This window comes from Tenacibaculum profundi, from assembly GCF_052050075.1.
Classification (GTDB): domain Bacteria; phylum Bacteroidota; class Bacteroidia; order Flavobacteriales; family Flavobacteriaceae; genus Polaribacter.
The window spans coordinates 1,607,096-1,630,252 of the sequence record NZ_CP197225.1 but is presented as its reverse complement, the minus strand read 5'-3'; the positions used below and the strand labels follow the sequence as shown (position 1 = coordinate 1,630,252).

Below are 23,157 nucleotides of genomic sequence, written 5' to 3'. Positions count from 1 at the left end.
TATAAAGGCTAACTTGACACTTCATTAAATTGAACTTCATATAATTTTTTGTAGTATCCATTTGATATTTTAAGAAGCTCTAAATGATTGCCTTGTTCCACTATTTTTCCTTGATCCATTACAATAATCTTATCAGCTTTTTTTACTGTAGCAAGTCTATGTGCTATTACAATAGAAGTTCTGTTTTTAGTTATTTGATCTGTAGCAAATTGAATCATTTGCTCAGAATAAGAGTCCACGGAAGAAGTTGCTTCATCTAGTATTAAAATGCTAGGTTTACTAACATAGGCTCTTAAAAAAGCAATTAGCTGACGTTGACCAGATGACAGCATGCTTCCTCTTTCTTTAACATTATAATTATAATTATTAGGCAAACTCATTATGAACTCATGAATTCCAATTTTTTTGGCGGCTATTTTAACTTCTTTTAGGGAGATAGAATTATCATTTAGAGTAATATTATTAAATATTGTATCTGAAAATAAAAACACATCTTGTAAAACAATAGCGACCTTACTTCTTAAAGAAGAAATATCATATTCACTAACGGGAATAGAGTCTACATAAATTTGGCCACTATCAATTTCGTAAAATCTACTGATTAAGTTTATAATAGTTGATTTGCCAGCACCAGTTGATCCAACTATTGCAATAGTTTGCCCTTCAGTTACATCAAAACTAATACCTTTTAAAACTTCAGTTTCTTTAACATAACTAAAATGAACATTCGAAAAAGAAATATGACCTTTTAGATTATTCGCTGGAGTTGTACCACTTTTATCAATAGTACTTTCGGTATCAATAATTTGGAAAACACGTTCTCCTGAAACAATTCCCATTTGAAGTTGATTAAATTTATCTGCAATTTGGCGTAGTGGTCTAAAAAGCATTTGGGCCATTTTAATGAAGCCTATAATGGAACCAAGAGAAACATTAGAGTCTTTTATAACTTGAAAGCCTCCATACCAAACTATTAAACCGATTGCAATAGAGGATAAAATTTCTGCAATTGGAAAGAATATGGAATAATACCAAACAGTTTTTATATGTGCTTTTTTATGCTTATCGTTTATTTCTATGAAGTTCTTGTATTCAATTTTTTCACGATTGAATAATTGCACTATTTTCATACCAGTAACACGTTCCTGAATAAAGCTATTAAGGTTCGCTACTTGATTTCTTACGTCTTGAAAAGTAGCTTTTATGGCTATTTGAAATAATTTTGTTGCATAGATTAGAATAGGTAAAACGGCAAGTGCGATAAAAGTAAGTTTCCAGTTTATAATAAGCATAAGGATGGTCACTATAATCATTTTTAAAATATCACTTACTATCATAAACACACCTTGAGTAAAAAAGGTAGCAATAGTTTCAATATCTGATACAACTCTAGTGACTAATTTCCCAACAGAGTTTTTGTCAAAGTATCCCATTTTGAAAGCCAGTATTTTTTGGAAAACTTTGATTCTTATATCCCTAATAATATGCTGGCCAACCCAGTTGGCATAGTAAATAAAAGAGAATTGTAAGGTTACCTGAATTAAAAGTATTATAAGTAAGAGAACCGAATTGTTTATTAGTTCGGTAAGGTTTTTTGTTTTGCTGAAATCATTAATTGCATGAATTAAAATATAAGGGTCAGCAGCAGCAGCTACAGCCAAAAGTACAGTTGATGATACTGCAATAGTAAATTTTAATTTATAATTTTTTGCAAAGTTCATTAACCTTGAAAAAATTCTAATATCAAATGCTTTTCCTGAATTTTTACTCACCTAGTTTATAGTTATATGAAACATTTGTTAAAAATAGGCCTTTTGCTGGAACTGATGCACCTGCATTCTCTCTATTTTTACTTTCAATAATTTTTTTCATATCCTCAGATTGCTTTTTTTGTAAACCAATATCAAGTAAAGTTCCTACAATGGCCCTTACCATATTTCGTAAAAATCTATCAGCCGATATATAAAATGTAAGACTATTCCCTGTTAAAACCCAATTAGCGCTCGTTATTTTACAGTTAAATGTTTTTACATCAGTTTTAACTTTTGAAAAACACTGAAAATTTTCATATTGATATAAAATTTTTGCAGCATCGTTCATTGCATTTATATTTATGTCAGTGTATAGAAGCTGCCAAGTTGTATCTAATAAAAACGGATTTCTGCCCAACCATATTCTATACTCATAACTTCTACTGATTGCATCAAACCTAGCGTGAGAGTCATCTTTAACCAAGGTAGTGTTATGAATGACAATGTCATTTGGTAATAGTGCGTTTAACTTGAAAGAAAAGTTAGCTTTCAGTATTTTATTCGTATCAAAATGTGCATACATTTGTGATGCATGCACACCAGCATCTGTTCGACCAGCTCCTATTACATTTACAGGTTCTTGGAGAATTGTAGAAATAGCCTTATTTAGCTTTTCTTGTATTGAAATAGAATGCGGTTGTACCTGCCATCCATGATAATTTTTTCCATTGTATGATAGTTCAATAAAGTAACGCAATAGCTGTATAGTTTAATATGCAAAATTATGGAATTTAAAATGAAAAAATAAATACAATTTTTTCTATTATAATTTTATGGAGCATACTTATTTTATGAAAAATAGCAGAACGTATTTACACTATTTTGGGTAGTTTTGTAGCATATAAATACAGGGATATCATTTTAAAAAGAAGTGTTGAATGAAGAAAATATTATTAATGTCAGATACACACAGTTTCATGGATGAACAGATTTTAAAATATGTAAAAAAAGCTGATGAGGTGTGGCATGCAGGGGATATTGGGAGTATTGAGGTAACTGAAAAAATACGAAAAAATAAACCTTTAAGAGCTGTTTACGGAAATATTGATGATAAAGATGTTAGAATAGAATTTCACGAAGATATAATTTTTGTTTTAGAAGGGGTAAAGGTCTTTATGACTCACATTGGGGGATATCCTAATAAATATAAGGCAAGGGTAAAAGAAATAATAGCATCTTCTAGGCCAAACCTGTTTATTTGTGGGCATTCTCATATTTTAAAAGTCCAGTTTGACCAAGAATATAATTTATTACACTTAAACCCAGGAGCAATTGGAAAACATGGCTTTCATAAAACACGAACAATGCTTCGATTTGAATTAGATGGTGGTCAAATTAAAAATTTAGAAATTATTGAGTTGGGTAAACGAAACTAGTTTGTAGGTTATTTTGAACGGGTACTGAAAAAGTTATCTTAGATCCTTCATCCAGCCTTGATTCAACAAGAAAGTTTCCATTCATCATTTGTATTCTTGCTTCGACTTGATTTAGACCTAATCCTCCTTTATTTCTACTACTATTACGTTCTTTACAGTCAAATCCAATTCCATCATCTTCAATACGAACCGACAGAAAGTTGTTTTGATCAGTGAGTATAATATAAGCATTAGAAGCTCTACTATGTTTTAGAATATTATTTATAAGTTCATGTATTACGTTGTATAGTTTTATTTCAAATTCTTGATTATAACGGTTTATATTAGTTATTTCAGCATGAAATTCAAGCTCTATATTTGAATATTTTTTGGCAATATCTTTAATAGCATATCCTAATCCAAACTTTAGAAGAACAGGAGAAACTAAGTTATGTGAAAGATCTCGTACTTTTTGTGATGCTTCTAGAATGATCTCTTGTGCTTTGTGTAATTCAATGGGGATTTCACCATTAAACTGTCTTTTTGATGCATGTAAATGCATGTTGGCAGAAGACAATAATGCACTTACACTATCATGCAATGTTTCTGCTATTTGCTTTCTTTCTGTTTCTTTTCCGTCAATTGCTGCATTTAATATTTTTACTTGTGCTTCTGATTTTAAGTGATCAATTTTTTGTTTTTCAACTAATTTACTTTGTTCAAGTTTTAATTTTAGATTACGTTGACGCAAACGAATATTGTAGATAACAACAGCAGATATGACTAGTGTTAAAAGGGTAATGGCAGCAAAAAGATAAGTCGTAACTGTTTTTCTTTGTTTTAAAAGAGTTGTCTGGTTTTTGACCAACGAAATTTTTTGTTTTTCCAAATTCTCTTTATGCTTACTTTCTATGCTTAACAAGATCTCTTTTATTTCTGTGTCTTTGAGGCTATCACGAAGATTAATAGATTTATCTAAATAGTCATAAGCCTTGTAGTTTTTTTGATTGTACATAGCCCATGATAGATTTTCAAAAAATACCTCTTTAAATCTCAAAGATTTTAGATCGTTATTATTTTCAATTAAATTAATTGCTTTTAGGTAGAACTTCCTTGCCTTCTCATATTGTTCTTGTTCGATATATATACTAGCAAGACTAGCTATTGAGGCAGCTTGAGAGGCTTTATCTCCTAATTTTTCTTTAATATTAATTGCTTTTAGAGCATATTCTTCAGCTTTCTTATAATCTCTCCCTTTTGGGTAATAATAAAATAAATTAGAGAGATTGTTATAGGCTTTAGATTTTAAATAAAGTACTTTGTTGTTTTCTAAAGAGCTTTTAATTAGTTTTTTATAAAAGTATTTAGCACTGTCAATATGGTCTAATGAATGATGAGCTGCTCCTTTTTTTAATAAAATGTTTAGGTAATTAGTGTTAATATGGTGTGTTAGATTCCCGTTCTCTGTAAATTGATCACGTGTCAATTTAATTTTTTTATTTATATCAGGGCCTTATTATAATAAGATAAGGCTTTTTCATAGCTGCGAATTTCCCTAAAAATGTCGCCTATAATATTATTGAGTTTATATGATAATTCTAAATTCTTTTCTTGCTTGCTATGGTCTAGTGCTAAAAGCGTATGTTTGAGTGCGTTTGAATATTTTTTAGAATTAAGTAGTTTTTTTATAGAATCTATACCAATAGGGGTAGAATCTTTGATTTTGATGTTATTAGAAAGAACCGCATTTGAAGCGGTTCTAGTTTTTGTAAGACCAATCTTGTTATAAGTAATAAACAACGTAAACAAGATCAATATAAAAGTTATAAATATTTTTTTTTCCATTTATTTATATGAAAACTTCCTCAATTATTTGCCTAGGCTTTTTATTAATATGAATGCGTTTACTTTTTTTGTTGTATTTATGATTAACAAAATCTATTTTTAGAATTTTTTTATCGGATACATTAATATTTCTTGAGAAATACTTATTTTTTGACTTGCCTGATTTTAAATGAACTTCATGAGTTTTATTTTTCTCGTTGTATATAAAATCAGCGATAACATTATCCTTTACTTCAAAGTTTAACGTAAAACTACCATCCGTATTTTTCGTCAAACTATAATCATTTAAGAATTTTGGTTTATCAGATTTATTTTTGTTGTAAAAATCATCTTCGATTGTAATATAAGAATTTTTTTTATTCGTAGCCTCAAGTATGTTTATTTTTAGTAGTTCATCGTCTATTAAAAATTGAGTTTTACCCTTTTTATTGTTGTTTAGGTGATGTGTTTGTGATATTACAATTTCGTTAGTGTTGTCAGGATTTTTATAAGTATCAATTTTGGTGTTTTTTGGAGTATCGAAATTAATAAAATAGGATCCGTCCGGATTTCTATCGATAGTATAAGATTGTACTTTAGAAGATTTATCTTTATTAATATTCGGTGATGTATTTGATATGATTTCTGATTCGTTAGAAGAACAAGAAATTAAAATTAGAGTACTAAAAGAAAGGAAAAATAAAACAAGTTTTTTCATGATTTTGGCATTTTAAATAATTTAAGAATAGATGAGAAATATTTTTAAAAGGTGATGTACTTAGTGTAGACAGATGGAGATACGGGGGACGTTTCTCATAATTAGGGGATAAAGAAAACAAAATGAAGGGGTTCTCTAAACTATGTTATTTTAATAACGCGTACATCACCATTTAATATTTTACTTGTAGCTCTTAGCGATGTAATTAATTAGGGGAGTTATAGTGTCTATATTATCTTTGGGGGTAAAGATAATATGAATGAAAGGACTATACTATTTTATTCCTAACCGCATACATCGCTAAACCTACTACGTTTTTTACTTTTAATTTTTTATATAGATTTCTTCGATACGATTCGACAGTTTTAACACTAATACTTAATGTATCAGCTATTTCGGATGAACTTTTTTCTTGTGCAATTAGCTTTAAAACTTCTATTTCTCGTTCAGTTAAATCTTTGTGAGAATCATCCTTATCCATGTTTCTTTTAGAGCTTGCTACATAAAGATTAAATAGTTTACTTTTTATGTCTTCGTTGAAATATTGTAATCCTTTGTTTACAGCTCTAATTGCATCCACAATATACTCACTTGCACAGCTTTTTTCTAAAAAACCATTAGCACCTAAGGCTATCATTTCTTGTACTAATTTAGGATCGCTTAAACTCGAAAGTATTATGGTGCGAATCCTCACATCTCGTTGCTTAAATACTTTTAAAACATCAATACCATCCATTTCTGGCATATTTATGTCAAGTATTAAAACATCCGCAGTATTCGTGGCAGACCAATTAATAACTTCTTTACCTGTGAGAGAGAAGCCTTCTACTTCAATATCATCCTCTATATTTATAAGAGCCATCACTCCTTCTATAAGAATTTTGTGATCGTCGGCTATATGAACTTTAATCTTTGTACTCATTTGTTTGCTTTTACAAATTTATTTGATAATCAGCTCATTTGCAATACTCATAATCCCTAGATAAGGTTAAGGGTTTGTACTAAACCCTTTAGGGATAACCCTTATTTGTCTCTTAAATTAACATTATAAGGTTTTAATGTATAGCTTTTTAAGCTGCGTTTTTTTTTTAAATAAAGGGTCTTCTTGGGTAAATTTAATATAAAAAGATCAATTATTTCCTTAAAGCGGATTATATTTAAACATTAACTTTAATAAAACTAAAAACCGAAAGTGGAAACTTTCGGTTTTTTGCACTAAATATACTAAGATGTTAGGTTTATCGCAATCTATCAACAGATTTTACAAGATCTTCATCCTTTTTAATGGCTTTTTTTGCTAAGTATAAAAGCAAAATAACAAAAAGAGGAATGAACATCCCAATATCTTTCTTAGAACCGTTAAGTTCTCCAGATAATATTTGTGATAAATAAATCAATAATCCTAATAAAAAAATGTTTATCATTATAGAGATTTGACATAACAAAATTTGGTGTTTTCTGTTTTTAAACAGAAAAATAGTAATACACATAATTAATGCGGATACTAAAAATAGTATGGGGACTAAACTTTCAGTAAAACTTTGATTCTCTAGTAGAGTTCGCGCATGGTTAACTTTACCTGCTTCAAATCTCTTTAAAAAAATAGGAGATAAAGCTGAAAGAATAGTGGCAATTAATAAATATATAGTTTGTAATCTTTGAATCATAAAATTTATTTCGCTACAAAAATAATATTTCTTTTTTTAAAAAGAAATATAACAAGTTAAAATATTTGTATATATTTGTGTCGATAAGTTACCGCATTTTTAACTGTTATACACTTCAAATAACAATACAATCAAGAAAGACAAACAAGTAATTTTAAATTCTTTAGAAGTGGGAATTTTTAACCTAATATTTTAACGAATGTTCGAAATTTCGGAATTAAAAGCTAAGAAATTAACTGACTTACAGTCGATTGCTAAAACTATTGGATTGACTAGAATCAGTCAGTTGAAAAAATTAGATTTAGTTTATAAAATTTTAGATGCTCAAGCAGAGGCCGTAAACAATAAGAAAGAAGAAAAAAAGCCAGCTGAAAAGAAAGTATCAAAAGTAGTCGATGCAAATGACAATAAGCCAAGGAGAAGGAGAATCTCAAAAAAAGAGAATGAAACCACTTTAGAACCTGTAGAAGAGACTGTTAGTGATAAGAAAGTGCTTCCTAAAGAGACCAAACTTATTAAAACTAAAAAGAAAGAAATTCAGCCTGTAAAAACACCTAAAAACAGTTCAGAAGAAGTTGTCAAGAAGAGTGTTGTTGTTGCAGATGATAAGAAAAATCAAAATAATAATTCCAGTAGTAATAATAATAATAGACGGGGAAGTAAGAATCATCAGGGGGTAAATAACCAAAATAACACTCAAAATCACAACAAAAACAAACATCATCAACATCAAAATAAGAGTAAAAACCAGTACAAAAGTGGTAACAAATATAGAGATCCTGATTTTGAGTTTGATGGTATTATTGAAAGTGAAGGAGTATTAGAAATGATGCCAGATGGGTACGGTTTTCTGCGATCGTCTGACTATAATTATTTATCATCACCGGATGATATTTATGTATCACAATCACAGATTAAATTATTTGGTTTAAAGACAGGTGATACCGTTCGAGGAAATGTGCGTCCACCAAAAGAAGGAGAAAAATATTTTCCTCTAATTCGAGTTTCAAAAATAAATGGTTTAAGTCCGAATATTGTCAGAGATAGAGTATCTTTTGAGCATTTAACTCCTCTTTTTGCGAATGAGAAATTCAATTTAGCGCAAAAAGGTAGCTCGTTGTCGACAAGAATTATTGATTTGTTTTCACCAATAGGTAAAGGACAGCGTGGTATGATTGTAGCGCAACCGAAAACAGGTAAAACCATGTTATTAAAGGATGTTGCGAATGCTATTGCTGCTAATCATCCAGAAGTATATCAAATTGTTTTATTGATCGATGAAAGACCGGAGGAAGTTACCGATATGCAGAGAAGCGTTCGAGGTGAGGTGGTAGCATCTACATTTGATGAACCAGCAGACAAACACGTACGAGTAGCTAATATTGTATTGGAAAAAGCGAAGCGTTTGGTAGAGTGTGGGCATGATGTAGTGATCTTATTAGATTCTATCACGCGTTTGGCAAGAGCGTATAATACGGTAGCACCAGCATCCGGAAAAATCTTATCCGGTGGTATTGATGCGAATGCCTTACACAAGCCAAAAAGATTCTTTGGGGCAGCAAGAAATATAGAAAATGGAGGTTCTCTAACTATTATTGCAACAGCACTTACGGAAACAGGATCGAAGATGGATGAGGTGATCTTTGAGGAGTTCAAAGGAACTGGTAATATGGAATTACAGTTAGAACGTAATATTGCAAATAGAAGAATTTACCCAGCAATAGACTTGATTAAATCAAGTACGCGTCGTGATGATTTACTGTTAGACGAGAAGACAGTGCAGCGTATGTGGGTGTTGCGTAAATACTTAGCAGATATGAATCCTATTGAAGCTATGGAGTTTATTCAGCAAAGAATCAAAACTTCGATTAATAACGAAGAGTTTTTGATTTCTATGAACGGATAATAAATAGTATATAAAATATATAAGAAAATCCTGCTTTAAGAAAGGCGGGATTTTTTATTTGGAAAAAATGATGCTATGTAAAGGAACATCGAACTTATTTATATCGGTAATGGTAGGAATTGGAGGAAAGAAATTTAAACCAATGGTATACACGTCTTTTTTACAAGAAGCTAAAAAACGGTCATAGAAGCCTTTTCCATATCCTACTCTGTAATTCATTTCATCAGATATAAGAAGTGGTACAAAAACAAGATCTATATTTTTTACATCAAACTTTTCTGCTGCTACAGGCTCTGGAATGCCATAGGTGTTCTCTACCAGTTTGGTGTCTTTGGTTAAAATAAAATGTTCTAAGGTGTTATTTTCAAAATTGCTTTTACTTATGATTACTCTTTTTCCTAGGTTTTGTATGTATGAAATAATAGGGAACGTATTTATTTCTTTCTGTCTTGCAATCGGAAGAAAAATATGAATGTTTTGAAATCTGGAAAAATCTATTTGAAATACCTGCGCATAAATAGAATCTAAGTAGGTGTCAATTATATTGGTTGTAAGTGCTTTTCTCTTCTGTTTGAATAATCGACGAGCTTCTTTTTTGTTCATAGTTAAAGTGAATTCAATTCTTGTTTTAGTTTTTTGGTTAACTTTTGTATTACAATATCGTAAGAATGATCGATCAATTCACAAAGTAATGCGTCCGTAACATCTGCATTAACCGTAATGGTATTCCAGTGTTTTTTATTCATATGATATCCAGGAGAAATACTGTCGTAGTTAGCTCTTAATTCTTCCGACCATTCTGGATCGCATTTGAGATTTATTTTTTGTTCTCCATTTTCCCATTTTTGTAATCCTACCAATGCAAACATTTTTCCCATTACTTTAAATGCGAGGGTGACTTCGTCAAAGGGAAAATGTTCGGTTGCTCCTTTTTTGGAAATACAATATTGGTGGAGTTGTTCAATGTTCATCGTTTTTTTAAGGATTTAATCAGTAGTAAAGTAAAGGGTATTAAGGAAGATAAAAGTAAAAAATATTTTATGATTTATACAACAAAAAAAAGCCAACTCTTGGCTAATATTATACATATCCAATTTTAATTCCACTATTTTTAGCCTGGTGAAATGGTCTATTGCATAACTATACTATAAAGGTAATAGCAAGGATGGATAATTTAATTTTTGCTTTAGGAAGTATTTTATTGGTCTAGAAGTGATTGGTGTCCGTTCGGTAATTTCAGAGCAGAATAGTCTAAACGCCACCCTATAGTTTCCACTAAATTATGCATAAGTAATATGGCGTCCATTGCCTCTTGGTTGGCAGTTTGCATTAAATTGCTTTCGGGGACTTTTTGAATAATATGTTCTTTCGCTTCTTCATTTACAGCGGTTAAGTCTTCCGAACTAAATTTATTTAATAGGCCATTTTGAATGTCATAAAATTTAATATTTGGTTCAATAGAAAATATTTCTGGTTTTGGAAATTCAGAGAGTAGAATGGTTTTTGTACTGTTGTCTGCTTTCATTTTAATTTTTCGGAAATCAAATCCAATATGTACTTTGGCATTGATAATAATGATTGCTTTCTTCTTACTGGTAAAAAGTCCAAGAAATTTTTCTTTCGAGTTTTGATGATGATAGATTTCTGCAAATTCTCCTTCTACTGTAATTAATTTGGAAACCTTTTTTATTTTATCTAGTAAGACAATAGATTGTTTTTCCGTTAGGTTTTTGTTGGTTCTGTAGGTGAACTTCTTAAAAACAAAATACGATATAATAGCACCTCCGGCTAGACCTAAAAAAAGTAATTCCATAGATACGAATTTACTAAAACTAACGGAATATTCTAGTATCTACTTAAAAAGCAAATAAGGCCAACTTGTAAAAATAAGTTGGCCTTAAGTAATCTTTGAAGAAATATAATCTAAGGGATTAATTTTTTTAGATCGTAAAAGTAAAAATCTTTATCATCGTTCATGGCAACAAATAGCCCGTTTGGGAATTTATCGCCCAAGGGAGTGGTAGTTATTTCACAACCATCAGTTCTAGTTGTTGTTAAGTCTATTTTTTTAATAAAGGTATTTGTTTTCCTATCAAATATATTAAATGAGTTCTGTTGCTGATTCGAGATAATAATGTATCCATTTTTATTATTCATTTTAGCGATAGCAATCCCTTCTATATCCTCTTTGAATAATTCACCACCAAAAACAGCGATTTCTTTATTTCCTTTTTCAGGATCTGCATGATATTTTCGAACACCATGTTTTTCATCAGAGTAGTATACGTATCCTAATTCTTCATCAACAGCTATAGATTCTATTTCCTTTTTACCACTAAATTTACCAAATTTCCTAACAAGTTTATGTTTTACACTTCCATTTTCAGCGTAGATTTCATATTGGTATAGGTACTTTTCTTTAGGACCATTTTTTCTACTAATGATCGCGTATAATTTTTTATTACCAAAAGATTTGTAAAGAGCAATTCCCATAGGAAGATTATATCCAGGTTTTCTCTCATCTCTGAAAACTTTAAATCCACCATTATCAATTGATTTCATATCAGGTACAGTAAAAATTCTTATTTGATTTAGTTCTCTTTCTGTAAAAGCAATAATATCTTTTGAAATGCTATCATTTAATTTAAAATTATAAGCAACATCAATATTGTTTGGGCGTTTAATGTTTCTTATACATTTATTAGTGATTATTTTCCCTTCTAAATCAAAGGCATATATAGCGCCATTTGCATTCTTGTCTGTGCCAAAAATAATACTATTTTCCGCATTGGTTTTATTGATCCAAATAGCTGGGTCGTCAGTGTCGTTTAGTGTTTTCTCGGTTCTTATATCAGGAAGTACTTTCTTTGTATGGTTTGTTTTTTTACAATTATATGTAGTTAATATGATAAAAGTGACTAGAATTTGTACTTTAAATATTTTCATGAGTATCTTTAAATAGAATGTTATGTTTAATTAACGATTATTTGTTTTTTTTATGATGTTTACTTCTTAATAATGTTGAAGTAGTTCTCAATTTAATAAATAGAATTATTTTAAAGATGAGGTATTTAAATAGCAAAAAAGGCAATAGAAAATTTTTCTTTTGCCTTTAAATGTCGGGGTGGCAGGATTCGAACCTGCGACCTCCTGCTCCCAAAGCAGGCGCGATGACCGGGCTACGCTACACCCCGATTAATTGCGGATGGCAAATATATAAAAAAAAGAAAACTAACTAAAAAAATATAATATTTTTATTAGCTATTGACCAATAGTCAAAACATATCTTTGGAGGGTGTAAGAAAAATAAAAAGAACTAAATTTGTAATTATAAATATATAAGAAAGAAATGGCAGAAAAAATTAAATGTTTAATAATAGGTTCTGGACCAGCAGGATATACAGCGGCTATTTACGCCGCGAGGGCAGATATGAAACCAGTTATGTATACTGGATTACAAATGGGAGGTCAGTTAACAACGACAACAGAAGTAGATAATTTTCCAGGCTATCCAAATGGTACAGACGGAACAGCTATGATGGAAGATTTAAAAGGGCAAGCAGAACGATTTGGTACCGATGTACGTTTCGGAATGGTGACAAAAGTTGATTTTTCAAAAGAGGAAGGGGGTATACATAAAGTTGTTGTTGATGAGTCTGTAGAAATAGAGGCTAACACTGTTATTATTTCAACAGGAGCTACTGCAAAATATCTAGGTTTACCATGCGAGCAAAGACTTATGGGAGGCGGTGTGTCGGCATGTGCTACTTGTGATGGTTTCTTTTATAAAGGACAAGATGTCGTTGTGGTAGGAGCAGGTGATACAGCTGCAGAGGAAGCTACTTATTTATCTAACATATGTACTAAGGTTACAATGTTGGTTCGTAAGGATTATATGAGAGCTTCTAAAGCAATGCAGCATAGAGTTAATAAAACTGAAAATATAGAAGTATTGTTTAATACAGAAATTGAAGAAGTTTTAGGAGATAAGGTTGTTGAAGGTGTAAGAGCAATTAATAATAAGACTGGAGAAAAAACGGAAATTTCTGTAACAGGCGTTTTTATAGCAATTGGCCATACGCCCAATACACAATTATTTAAGAATGTTTTAGAAATGGATGAAACAGGTTATTTGATAACCAAAGGAAAGTCAACAAAAACAAATTTACCAGGAATATTTGCCGCTGGAGATGTTCAGGATAAAGAGTATCGTCAAGCTGTGACAGCAGCAGGAACTGGCTGTATGGCAGCTTTAGATGCGGAACGATATTTAGGAGGCCTGGAATAAATAAGTTGTTTTTTAAAAAAAAATAGAAACAAATATTATACAATACTTGTTTCTATTTTTTTATTAAAAATAAATAAATTCTTCTTCCATCTTTTCCTCTGATATAGAGGTAACATCTTTTATAAATTCATCAATTTGATGCTTACTAACATTTGGCATACATATGATGTGTGTAATTTCTCCCTCTGTAGCTAATTGCCATTTGTTTTTAATAGATTCTGGCATTTTAGGGAGAACAACTGTAATAGCACCAGGGTTACTCCATGCAGTTATACCAATTTTACAAAGTTCTTGTTTACAATATTCTGCAACTTCTAAGCTATCCTGGTATCTGGCTCTAAGGCCTTCTATACCCATTTGTTGAATAGCATACCACAAAAATAAAGGACTGTGTCCGTTCCTAGAACCTGTAATGGTTGTATCTAAAGAACCAATATAGGATATTCCTTTGGAAACTCGATCACGAAGAGAACGTCTTGTAATTATTACTCCCGCTGGAATTGGCGATCCAATAAATTTATGCCCACTTATAGCAATACTATCTGCTCCGTCTATAAAATCAAATGGAATATAGGGCTCCAAAAAAGGGCCAAATGATCCTGCTAAAGCACCATCACAATGAATGTAATGATCTTGAATGGCTAATTTTTTTAAAATATCTTTTACTTTAGAAACATCGTCTTTAGCTTCTTTCATAGTGGTACCATAAGTGGTTAAGATAATAGCGGGTTTATGGCGATTAAAACGAAGTGTTTCTTCTAAGTCGTTATAGTCTATTTCTCCATTTTCTTGTGAACGAATGACAATACTAGGTATGTTTAATAAATGAATGTTTTTCTTAACACTATAGTGTGTTGATTCTGAGTAGTACACCATCGCTTTTGGATACATTTCTCTTGCAATATACAAACCATATAGATTGCTTTCCGAACCTCCATTTGTAACATAGCCCCAGTAATCTTTTGGGTTTGCTCGAAATAGTTTTGCAAAGAAATTGACTACTTCTCTTTCAATTTCATGAGTCTGTACTTTGTAGGTACTGTCTTCAAAAGGATCTCCAAGATTATTAATAGGATACTTCAAAAAATCATATAGTGCTGAATAATCAAAATCTTTAGATACAGGATAACCCAAAAACGTATCTCTTGCATTTTGTATGTTATTTAGTAAGTCGTTTAAATGATTGGAGAGTTCTTTTTTAGTATTCATGCTCAATTTAATTTAATTAAATATCACTGTAAAAATACAGATTTTGAAATAGTTAACTGAAAATTGATATAATTTTAGAAAATATTTACTATTTTGTTGATTTAAAAGGTTTTTTAACTTTTTAGGATATTTAGATATAGTATATTTAGAAAATAGTTCTTTATGGATCAGTTAGATATAGAAATTTTGAGAGCTTTACAGGAGAACGGAAAGCAAAATACGAAAGAAGTCGCTTCGAAAATAGGTTTAACAGTAACACCAACTTATGAGAGAATCAAACGATTGGAACAAAAAGGCGTCATAAAAAAATACGTCGCTATTTTGGATAGAAAACTAGTAGGTAAGGAAATAATAGCTTATTGTCAAATCACTTTACATAAACATCAAAAAGAAATGATTGAAGTTTTCAAAAAGCATATGTATTTTTTAGATGAAGTTATGGAATGCCACCATGTTTCAGGTAATTTTGATTTTTTATTGAAAGTAGCAGTAGATAATATGGGTAGTTTTCAAGTATTTATTAATGAAAAACTGGCTACTGTTGATGGAATTTCTACAATTCATAGTTCGTTTGTGATGGATTCGAATAAAAATACTACGGTATACACTTTGTGATATGAGTACTATTTTATCAAAATAGATTGTTTTTTTTCAAGATTATGAATAAGAAAATAGAAGATGGTATTATGGTGAGTAAAATTGGGATATAATTTTCAAAAAGTGCATGTGGGTAAAATAGTATAGCCACAAGCATTCCTGAAAAAGCACCTCCGAGATGTGCTTCATGACCAATATTGTCATTATTTGCTTTGATACCGTAAATAGAGTAGCCTATATAGAGTAAACCAAATAGCCAACTTGGAATGCCTATAGGTAAAAATAGTAAACCTATTCGTATTTCTGGGAATAGGGCAATGGCGGCGAAAATAATACCACTTACCGCGCCTGAGGCACCGACTGCGCTATAGTGTTGGTTATTTTTATGCATAATAATAGCAAAGACATTTCCAGCAAGTAAGCTTGCGAAATATAATAAAAGAAACGATATTCCTCCTAATTGTCTTTCTAAAATAGTTCCAAAAGAGAAAAAACTGAACATGTTGAATAAGAGATGCGTCCAATCCACATGAAAGAAGCCTGAGGTTAGGAGTCGTTTGTAATCTTTTCCAACTAAAATTTTACCAATATTGAATTTGTATTGATTGAAAAATTGCCAATCGTTAAATCCTTTATAAGAAGCAGAAAAATTAGCAATAATTATAAGTAAACTTATAGGGCCTATATCATTCATAAATGAAATATTCTTTTTTATTTGTGCAATAGTAAAAAAAGATCGTTAGTATATCTAACGATCTTTTAAAATAATTTAAAACTAGCAAATATCATTCACTTAAGAAGATTTTACCAAAGTGCTCTCTTTGGAAGTGCTTCTTGCGCAAGCTTAGCTTTATCAGTAAAATTATTCCCTTTTGGAAGTTCTTTTTTTAATACATCTCCAGCAAGGTCTTTTATTATATTATCATCATTGTTAGATCCTGCCCCTCCTTGATTTGATTGAATATTAGCTCTTTTGAAAACACGAAATGGTCCATGGCTAGATCCTCCAGGTTCTCCTACTGGGTAATTATTACCTACAGGGGTACCATCTTCTTTTTGTGTAGCTACATCAATAAATTGTTTTGTACTATTATAAATAGCAATGCAAGCATTTCCGTGGTATCCAGTAATTTTATCAAACCATTTGGTTTTGACGTCTACTTCTGCTAAAGCTTTCATTTTCTCATTGAAGCTATTTGCATATGCTAGACGTAATTCATTAGTGCCTTGCATAGTTCCCATACACTGATTTTCTGGAAGGTTTCCAGCTGTTTTTCCAGCCCTTGTATAGCTAATAAAGTTTTTGTTGAAACTTTCTATATAATTATTTAAATGTGGACTTGGTCCAACTTTTATGTCAATAACAATACCTTTTCTTGTGCCTCCTATGTATGATTTTGTTACATCTACCGTATTGTATATTTGATCCATATGATTGGATGCTGGACGAACAATATTTGGCACTTCTGAAAGCCATTTGGTTAATGTTTTTCTAGTATCACTCAGGGCTTTTTTAGGGTCATTAACGTCTGTAACAGCATCGTCTTCTTTTAAAATAGTTGCAAGATCGAAAATAGTTGCGTCTTCAGCTGTTATACCTAAACTTTCATAAGTTCTTTTAGGATCTCCAAAAAAAGGTGTAGTGTATAGGTTCACTTCGTGCCCAAATGCTCTCCAAGATGCAATATTGAATTTTTCAAGTGGTCCTAGCGGATTACTACCCAACCAAACGTAGTTTATTGTAATATTACTCATAATTTTATTATTTAATTTATTCAAAAGTTTTTTATCTATTGGTAAGTTTTCCAACAAGACTTACCAAAAAATTTACCCCATTATTTATTTTAGAAATAGTTTTAACTTTTTCGTTATTTGATATGGTGGCGTCTTTAATCTCTTCTAAAACAAGTGCTGCATTTTGCTTACTAATAGCACTTTGCTTTAACAAAGCATCAATATCTTTAATATTTAGTTTTGTCAAACTTTCAAAATCTTTTTGAAGATCTTTTTCGGTTTGAGAAGAAGCTTTATTAGCTAGGTCATTCCAGTTTATTTCATCCATAGTTTATTTATTACTTTTAGGGCTAACCATTTGATTTAGTTTAGTATTGATATTTTTGTAAAATCCTTCAATAGATTGTTGTATTTTATCAACATTTATTTCCTGACCTGTTAAGTTTTTTATAGAATTAAGGGTTTGTCTTTGTTCTTCTTGTAATTTTGCTCCAGATGTAATTAGATCGTGTAATACGTATGTAGCCCTGCTATATTCAGTATAATTATCACTTAATACTGAGATGAATTCATTTTCCTGTTTTTCTAACAAGCTTTGTAAGGAGTCCTTTTTTCTTAGTAAAACAGGTACAATATTTTCTATTATTTTGGGTAATTGTTCCTTATAGTCCAAATCTTCAGGGAGTAATTTTTTATAGTTTGAAACTACTTTCGGAAGATATTTATTATTGATAAATGAATTTACAGCATTTCTTCGTTCCTCAAAAAGTTGCTTAATTAATGCTATATTCAGTTTGTGCATTTCTTTTGATTCTTTCATAATTTCTTCCGATAATTTAACTGAAGATTTAGGAATAGAAGTACATGAAGAAATAACAAAAAGAGCTAATGTTAAGGCTGGTATAAATGTTTTTTTCATTATTGAAGAGTGACTAATTATTTGTTTCAGATAATGTGTTATTTGCAGCTATTGGCTCATTAGCATTAAACCAAAAATTTAGTATTTGTGCAACGGCTCCAGTTAAAACACCTAATAAAATTTTCACTTCACCTATAAGAGAGTTTTCTCCTTTTTGCATATTTAAAGAGTCACTAACCTCCACATATAGTATAATTACCAAAAGAAATAAATATCCTACTAAAAATAGCAAGCTAAAAATAAATTGTACTTTTCTTACACTCATTGATTATATAATTTATAGTTTATGTTTCATATTTATTAACAATAAAGAAGTATTTTCACTACTTTATTAGTTCATGTAAATTTTTATTTTCGCATTTATAATTGTCAAATTCAAGATGATCTACTCCTTTAAGCCATTAACCAATGCGATATATTATAGCTTAATTTTTATTATTCTTTAGATAAAGGAGAGTTTTAAATCAAATGAATTTATATCGTATATTATCCAGACTAAATTTTTTATTTAAAACTGTATACCCCAATGGATGAGAATAAACTTTATTATCTCATTAATCATTGTACAGAGATGGAATAGTAGTTTGATTAACCTTATTGTTGTTTCCATAACCTTACTAATACATAGATTTTAAAAAAATCATGTTTTGCATATTCGTTTTAACTTGGCTACTTCATTTAAGTTTGGTTGTGTGAAGAAATGAACAGTGTAACCTCTTTTTAAGAAAAAACAATTGATTGGAAATTAGTGCTAGTTATTATTTTACTTATCAGATTCGTTAAACCAAAAGTTTAATATTTGTGCAATAGCTCCAGTTAAAACACCCAGTAAAATATTAATTTCACCTATAAGAGAGTTTTCTCCTTTTTGCATATTAAAAGTGTCACTTACTTCCACAGTAAGTACTATTACTATAAGGACCAAATACCCTATTAAAAATAATAGACTTAATATAAATTGTATTTTTCTTATACCCATATCTATAATCGTATTATCTCAAAGCAAACCGTTTTATGTCTTAACTTTTTGATTATTAATAGTATCTCTTTTTAATTAAGTAATAGTCGCTTTGGATTACACGTCAAAGATAATATATTAACTGCCCTGTTTTAATTTTATTGTTTCAATTGTCGAAATATAATGTTGATTGGTCGAAATATAATGTTGATTGGTCGAAATATAACGTCATTTTGTCTATAAGACTATTTGGTGATTTAATAAACCAAGATCATTGTAAAACATACCTTAGAAGAGAGTTTAACATATTTAATTTTACTTGTTGAATTAGTTCAACAAGTAACTTTAGCATGCAGCTTTTATTTTGATTTATGAACCCATATAATCAAAATAACTTTTTATACAAATAAATACACTTGTAAACAGGTAGTCAGTCTATACTTTGATGAAAAAACAGTATACAAAATAAAAGAACTCAATAAGGTAATCTAAATTATAGTTGTTTGTTATTCTTCAAGATGAACCTATTTTAAACTTGAGATGGTTTAAATAACTAAATAGTTGAAGATTCAATAAATAATAGAATAGTATTTCAGCCAATTATTTTTGGAGATTATGTTAGTATGGTGCTGGATAGCTGTATTTAATTAGGTTAAAAAATACTATGACCTAATTAGGAGGGCAATACTATTTATTCATAGAGCTATCAATAGGTAGCTGTAATTCAAGCAAATTATTATAAATACTGGAGTTATTGTGGAGACTAGTGTTGTGTACTCTTCCTTGAAACTAGAGGGGTAAATGTTTTATAGAATTGTTGAAAATATAAGAAATATCGATAAAATTGAAAACAGTTCGGAGTAGAAAATTGTTTTAACAATGTAAGGTTATTAAATAATAAAAGACCGTTAAGTAATAACGGTCTTTTAAACAAACAACTAAATTCTAAAACCTATAAAAAGTTGAAGAAGATTTTATAGTTCATCTCTGAACTAATATTTTAGAAGCAATATTTATTTTCTGCTTTCAGTTTTTCTGCAATTACATTACGTAATTCAACTACATTAGGATAATTCGTATATTTTGTAAAGCGTTTTAAGCCCATTAGCATCATACGTTGTTCGTCTCCTTCAGCAAATGAAACAATCCCTTCTTTGGCGTTTTTATTTATGATATCTACAGCGTTATATAAATATAATTGAGCCATGGCAATCTGTTCTTTTTGAGATTCTTCTCCAAAACGCTTTGCATTTTTTTCTGTTCTCAAAATTCCTGACTCGGCCATATATATTTCAATAAGTATATTAGAAGCACACATTAATAGTTGCTGATTTTTTTCTAGATCTGGTCCAAACTTTTGGATTGCAGAACCAGCAACCATTAAAAATACTTTTTTAAGTTTTGATACGATTTCCTTTTCTTCAGCAAACAATTCAGAATAATCAGGAGTATCGAATGAAGGAATTCCCATTAATTCATCAGCAACTTTCATTGCAGGATTAAGAAGATCTACGTGTCCTTTCATGGCTTTTTTTACTAACATACCTACTGAAAGCATTCTATTGATTTCGTTAGTACCTTCATAGATTCTTGCAATTCTAGAGTCTCTCCAGGCAGCTTCCATTGGAGTCTCTTCAGAGAATCCCATTCCACCATAGATTTGAATACCTTCATCTGAACAATTTTGGACATCCTCAGAAACTGCTACTTTCAAGATAGAACACTCAATAGCATACTCTTCGACACCTTTCAATTCAGCTTCTTGATGAGAATTTCCTTCAGACTCTCTGATTGCAATTCTATCTTCAATATCTTTTGCAGCTCTATAAGATGCTGATTCACCAACATAGGCGCTAGTTGCCATTTCTGCTAATTTTGATTTAATCGCACCAAATTCAGAAATCGATGTTTTAAACTGTTTACGTTCGTTAGCGTAATTTACTGCATCACTTGTTATTCTTCTTTGTGAATCTATACATGCAGCCGCCAGTTTAATTCGACCAACATTTAGTGCGTTCATGGCAATTTTAAATCCACCACCACGTTCTGATAACATGTTTTCAACTGGAATTAGTGTATCATTAAAAAATACCTGACGAGTAGAAGAGGCTCTAATACCAAGCTTATGTTCTTCTTCACCCATAGTTACGCCATTAGGGTTGTCTTTATCGTATTCAAGGATAAATCCAGTAATATTCTTATCATTCTCTATGCGAGCAAAAACAATGAAAATCTCTGCAAATCCTGCATTTGATATCCACATTTTTTGACCATTGATTTTGTAGTGCTTACCATCTTCGGTAAGTTCAGCGGTAGTTTTTCCAGAATTGGCATCAGAACCTGCTCCTGGCTCAGTTAAACAGTACGCTCCAAATTTTTCACCAGCGGCTAATGCAGGAACATATTTTTGCTTTTGTTCCTCCGTACCGTAAAGAGTAATAGGCATTGTACCAATTCCTGTATGAGCACCAAAAGCAGTACTAAAAGAACCTGTTCCACTTGAAATATAATCACAAGTTAACATAGTAGAAACAAATCCCATACCAAGTCCACCGTAAGATTCTGGAACTGCTACCCCTAAGAAACCTAACTCACCTGCTTTGCGCATTGTTTCTTCAGTTAAAGCATAATCTTTAGCTTCAAAACGATTTTTATGAGGTATAATTTCTCTATCATTAAATTCTTTTACTGCATCCCTCATCATGGTTTGCTCTTCCGAGAAATCTTCAGGGGTAAATACATCTTCACATTTGGTTTCTTTTACTAGGAATTCTCCTCCTCGTAGTATATCTGTTTTTATTTCTGACATAATTTTTTATGCTTTTTTCTCGTAATGAGTACTTAGCAGATAACTAACGAATCAATAAAACATGAATTTGTTATGTTAATCATATGCTAATGTGTATCTCTGTTACTATTTTTTATTAATTAAATTAAAAGTACCGTGCTGAAAATAACACTCATTTATCATTACTATTATGTTAAGAATTCGAAAATCCCTGCGGCACCTTGTCCAGTACCAACACACATAGTTACCATTCCATATTTATTATTCATGTTACGTTTACGCATTTCGTCAAGTAGTTGTACCGAAAGCTTACCTCCTGTACATCCTAAAGGGTGACCTAATGCGATTGCACCTCCATTAACATTAATAAGTTCTGCATTTAAATCCAATTCTCTTATTACTGCTAAAGATTGAGAGGCAAAGGCTTCATTTAGTTCTATTAATTCAATATCTTCCTTTTTAAGTCCTGCTTGCTTTAATGCTTTAGGGATAGCAGCAACAGGCCCTATTCCCATAATTCTCGGGGGTACTCCAGCGGCTGCATAGCTAACCATACGTGCTTCTGGTTCAATATTTAACTCTTTGACCATCTCTTCACTCATAACCATAACGAATGCAGCACCATCACTAGTTTGAGAAGAGTTTCCTGCTGTTACTGAGCCGTTTGCAGCAAAAACCGGACGTAATCTTCCTAATGCTTCGACATTTGTTCCTTTACGAGGCCCTTCGTCTTTAGTAACTGTATAATCTCTTGTAGCTTTTTTTCCATTGTTATCGATATAAGTTTCGTTAACTTTGATAGGAACTATTTGGTCTTGGAATCGATTTTCTTCTAGCGCTTTTAGAGCTTTAACATGAGATTCGTATGCAAATTTATCTTGATCTTCTCGCGATACATTATATTTTTGAGCTACAGCTTCAGCTGTATTACCCATTCCCCAATAATAATCTTCATGTCCTGAATTAACAATGTCGTAATTTAATTCAGGCTTAAAACCTGTCATAGGAACAGAGCTCATACTTTCTGTACCTCCAGCAATAATACAGTCAGCCATACCAGATTGTATTTTTGCTACAGCCATACTTATGGTTTCTAAACCAGAAGAACAAAATCGATTAACAGTTACACCAGGCACGTCAACAGAATCTAGGCCAATTAAAGAAATGATTCGGGCCATATTTAATCCTTGAGAGCCTTCAGGCATAGCGTTTCCAACAATAACATCATCAATTCGTTTAACATCAAAATCAGGTAATTTATCCATCATGTATTTGATGGTTTCAGCAGCCAACTCATCAGCTCTTTTAAATCTAAATACACCTTTTTTCGACTTACCTACTGCGGTTCTATATCCTTTTACTATATATGCTGTTTTCATTTTC

The 23,157-nt window shown here is 30.9% G+C and carries 24 protein-coding genes and 1 tRNA gene; 4 read left to right on the top strand and 21 right to left on the bottom strand.

Translation table 11 applies throughout. The annotated features are described in order from the left end of the window. Window positions 1-8: 8 nt before the first annotated feature. Together ACSIGE_RS06660 and truA are read right to left on the bottom strand one after the other, a co-directional pair. On the bottom strand, window positions 9-1,772 hold the full coding sequence (locus ACSIGE_RS06660; RefSeq protein ID WP_440881988.1) for an ABC transporter ATP-binding protein: 1,764 nt from the start codon (window positions 1,770-1,772) through the stop codon (window positions 9-11). Then, on the bottom strand, window positions 1,765-2,508 hold the full coding sequence (gene truA / locus ACSIGE_RS06655) for a tRNA pseudouridine(38-40) synthase TruA (protein WP_440881987.1): 744 nt from the start codon (window positions 2,506-2,508) through the stop codon (window positions 1,765-1,767). The genes ACSIGE_RS06660 and truA overlap by 8 nt, the downstream gene beginning before the upstream one ends. Window positions 2,509-2,689: 181 nt before the next feature. On the opposite strand from truA, the gene ACSIGE_RS06650 reads away from it, so the two are divergent. After that, entirely contained in the window at window positions 2,690-3,187 is a 498-nt protein-coding gene (locus tag ACSIGE_RS06650; RefSeq protein WP_440881986.1) for a metallophosphoesterase family protein, read from the top strand. Here ACSIGE_RS06650 and ACSIGE_RS06645 read toward each other — a convergent pair. From ACSIGE_RS06645 to ACSIGE_RS06625, 5 genes are all read right to left on the bottom strand, one after another. After that, window positions 3,162-4,652, bottom strand: coding sequence for a tetratricopeptide repeat-containing sensor histidine kinase (locus ACSIGE_RS06645; protein ID WP_440881985.1), 1,491 nt, complete (start codon window positions 4,650-4,652; stop codon window positions 3,162-3,164). The two genes, ACSIGE_RS06650 and ACSIGE_RS06645, sit on opposite strands and share 26 nt — an antisense overlap. Window positions 4,653-4,666: 14 nt before the next feature. Next, window positions 4,667-5,011 (bottom strand): hypothetical protein, encoded by a 345-nt coding sequence (locus ACSIGE_RS06640; protein WP_440881984.1) that lies wholly within the window; start codon window positions 5,009-5,011, stop codon window positions 4,667-4,669. Window positions 5,012-5,015: 4 nt separating this feature from the next. Then, window positions 5,016-5,708 (bottom strand): hypothetical protein, encoded by a 693-nt coding sequence (locus ACSIGE_RS06635; protein WP_440881983.1) that lies wholly within the window; start codon window positions 5,706-5,708, stop codon window positions 5,016-5,018. Between the two features lie 268 nt (window positions 5,709-5,976). Then, on the bottom strand, window positions 5,977-6,630 hold the full coding sequence (locus ACSIGE_RS06630; protein ID WP_440881982.1) for a response regulator: 654 nt from the start codon (window positions 6,628-6,630) through the stop codon (window positions 5,977-5,979). A 316-nt stretch (window positions 6,631-6,946) separates the two neighbouring features. Further along, window positions 6,947-7,375, bottom strand: a complete 429-nt coding sequence (locus ACSIGE_RS06625; RefSeq protein WP_440881981.1) for a DUF4293 domain-containing protein — start codon at window positions 7,373-7,375, stop codon at window positions 6,947-6,949. A 199-nt stretch (window positions 7,376-7,574) separates the two neighbouring features. On the opposite strand from ACSIGE_RS06625, the gene rho reads away from it, so the two are divergent. Further along, window positions 7,575-9,281 (top strand): transcription termination factor Rho, encoded by a 1,707-nt coding sequence (gene rho / locus ACSIGE_RS06620; protein ID WP_440881980.1) that lies wholly within the window; start codon window positions 7,575-7,577, stop codon window positions 9,279-9,281. A gap of 54 nt (window positions 9,282-9,335) precedes the next feature. On the opposite strand, the gene ACSIGE_RS06615 is transcribed toward rho, so the two are convergent. From ACSIGE_RS06615 to ACSIGE_RS06595, 5 genes are all read right to left on the bottom strand, one after another. Next, window positions 9,336-9,884, bottom strand: coding sequence for a 5-formyltetrahydrofolate cyclo-ligase (locus tag ACSIGE_RS06615; protein ID WP_440881979.1), 549 nt, complete (start codon window positions 9,882-9,884; stop codon window positions 9,336-9,338). Window positions 9,885-9,886: 2 nt separating this feature from the next. Continuing rightward, a complete protein-coding gene (locus tag ACSIGE_RS06610; protein WP_440881978.1) occupies window positions 9,887-10,252 on the bottom strand; it encodes an MmcQ/YjbR family DNA-binding protein in 366 nt (121 codons plus the stop codon). 227 nt (window positions 10,253-10,479) lie between these two features. After that, window positions 10,480-11,094, bottom strand: coding sequence for a DUF4230 domain-containing protein (locus ACSIGE_RS06605; RefSeq protein ID WP_440881977.1), 615 nt, complete (start codon window positions 11,092-11,094; stop codon window positions 10,480-10,482). 110 nt (window positions 11,095-11,204) lie between these two features. Further along, the gene (locus tag ACSIGE_RS06600; protein WP_440881976.1) at window positions 11,205-12,227 is read right to left on the bottom strand and encodes a phytase; all 1,023 of its coding nucleotides are present in this window, start codon (window positions 12,225-12,227) and stop codon (window positions 11,205-11,207) included. A 173-nt stretch (window positions 12,228-12,400) separates the two neighbouring features. Continuing rightward, window positions 12,401-12,475: transfer RNA gene (locus tag ACSIGE_RS06595), tRNA-Pro, on the bottom strand. 155 nt (window positions 12,476-12,630) lie between these two features. Here ACSIGE_RS06595 and trxB point away from each other — a divergent pair. Beyond that, window positions 12,631-13,569: a thioredoxin-disulfide reductase gene (trxB, locus tag ACSIGE_RS06590; protein WP_440881975.1), complete on the top strand. Its 939-nt coding sequence runs from the start codon at window positions 12,631-12,633 to the stop codon at window positions 13,567-13,569. A 63-nt stretch (window positions 13,570-13,632) separates the two neighbouring features. Here trxB and ACSIGE_RS06585 read toward each other — a convergent pair whose 3' ends face one another. Continuing rightward, entirely contained in the window at window positions 13,633-14,778 is a 1,146-nt protein-coding gene (locus ACSIGE_RS06585; protein ID WP_440881974.1) for a histidine decarboxylase, read from the bottom strand. Between the two features lie 162 nt (window positions 14,779-14,940). Between ACSIGE_RS06585 and ACSIGE_RS06580 the strand changes: the two genes are divergently transcribed. Then, complete coding sequence (locus ACSIGE_RS06580) at window positions 14,941-15,393, top strand: Lrp/AsnC family transcriptional regulator (RefSeq protein WP_440881973.1); 453 nt, start codon at window positions 14,941-14,943, stop codon at window positions 15,391-15,393. A 16-nt stretch (window positions 15,394-15,409) separates the two neighbouring features. Here the strand turns inward: ACSIGE_RS06580 and ACSIGE_RS06575 are convergent, their stop codons facing one another. From ACSIGE_RS06575 to ACSIGE_RS06540, 8 genes are all read right to left on the bottom strand, one after another. Then, window positions 15,410-16,069, bottom strand: a complete 660-nt coding sequence (locus ACSIGE_RS06575) for a rhomboid family intramembrane serine protease (protein ID WP_440881972.1) — start codon at window positions 16,067-16,069, stop codon at window positions 15,410-15,412. Window positions 16,070-16,179: 110 nt separating this feature from the next. Beyond that, window positions 16,180-17,130, bottom strand: a complete 951-nt coding sequence (locus ACSIGE_RS06570; protein WP_440881971.1) for a hypothetical protein — start codon at window positions 17,128-17,130, stop codon at window positions 16,180-16,182. A gap of 31 nt (window positions 17,131-17,161) precedes the next feature. Then, window positions 17,162-17,437: a hypothetical protein gene (locus tag ACSIGE_RS06565; RefSeq protein ID WP_440881970.1), complete on the bottom strand. Its 276-nt coding sequence runs from the start codon at window positions 17,435-17,437 to the stop codon at window positions 17,162-17,164. Window positions 17,438-17,440: 3 nt separating this feature from the next. Beyond that, entirely contained in the window at window positions 17,441-18,028 is a 588-nt protein-coding gene (locus ACSIGE_RS06560) for a hypothetical protein (protein ID WP_440881969.1), read from the bottom strand. Window positions 18,029-18,041: 13 nt separating this feature from the next. Then, entirely contained in the window at window positions 18,042-18,293 is a 252-nt protein-coding gene (locus ACSIGE_RS06555) for a hypothetical protein (protein WP_440881968.1), read from the bottom strand. A gap of 498 nt (window positions 18,294-18,791) precedes the next feature. After that, window positions 18,792-19,007 carry a hypothetical protein gene (locus ACSIGE_RS06550; RefSeq protein WP_440881967.1) on the bottom strand — a complete coding sequence of 72 codons (216 nt, stop codon included), beginning with the start codon at window positions 19,005-19,007 and terminating at the stop codon, window positions 18,792-18,794. Window positions 19,008-19,986: 979 nt separating this feature from the next. Next, window positions 19,987-21,795, bottom strand: coding sequence for an acyl-CoA dehydrogenase family protein (locus tag ACSIGE_RS06545; protein ID WP_440881966.1), 1,809 nt, complete (start codon window positions 21,793-21,795; stop codon window positions 19,987-19,989). A 167-nt stretch (window positions 21,796-21,962) separates the two neighbouring features. Next, window positions 21,963-23,153 (bottom strand): acetyl-CoA C-acyltransferase, encoded by a 1,191-nt coding sequence (locus tag ACSIGE_RS06540; RefSeq protein WP_440881965.1) that lies wholly within the window; start codon window positions 23,151-23,153, stop codon window positions 21,963-21,965. Window positions 23,154-23,157: the final 4 nt, after the last annotated feature.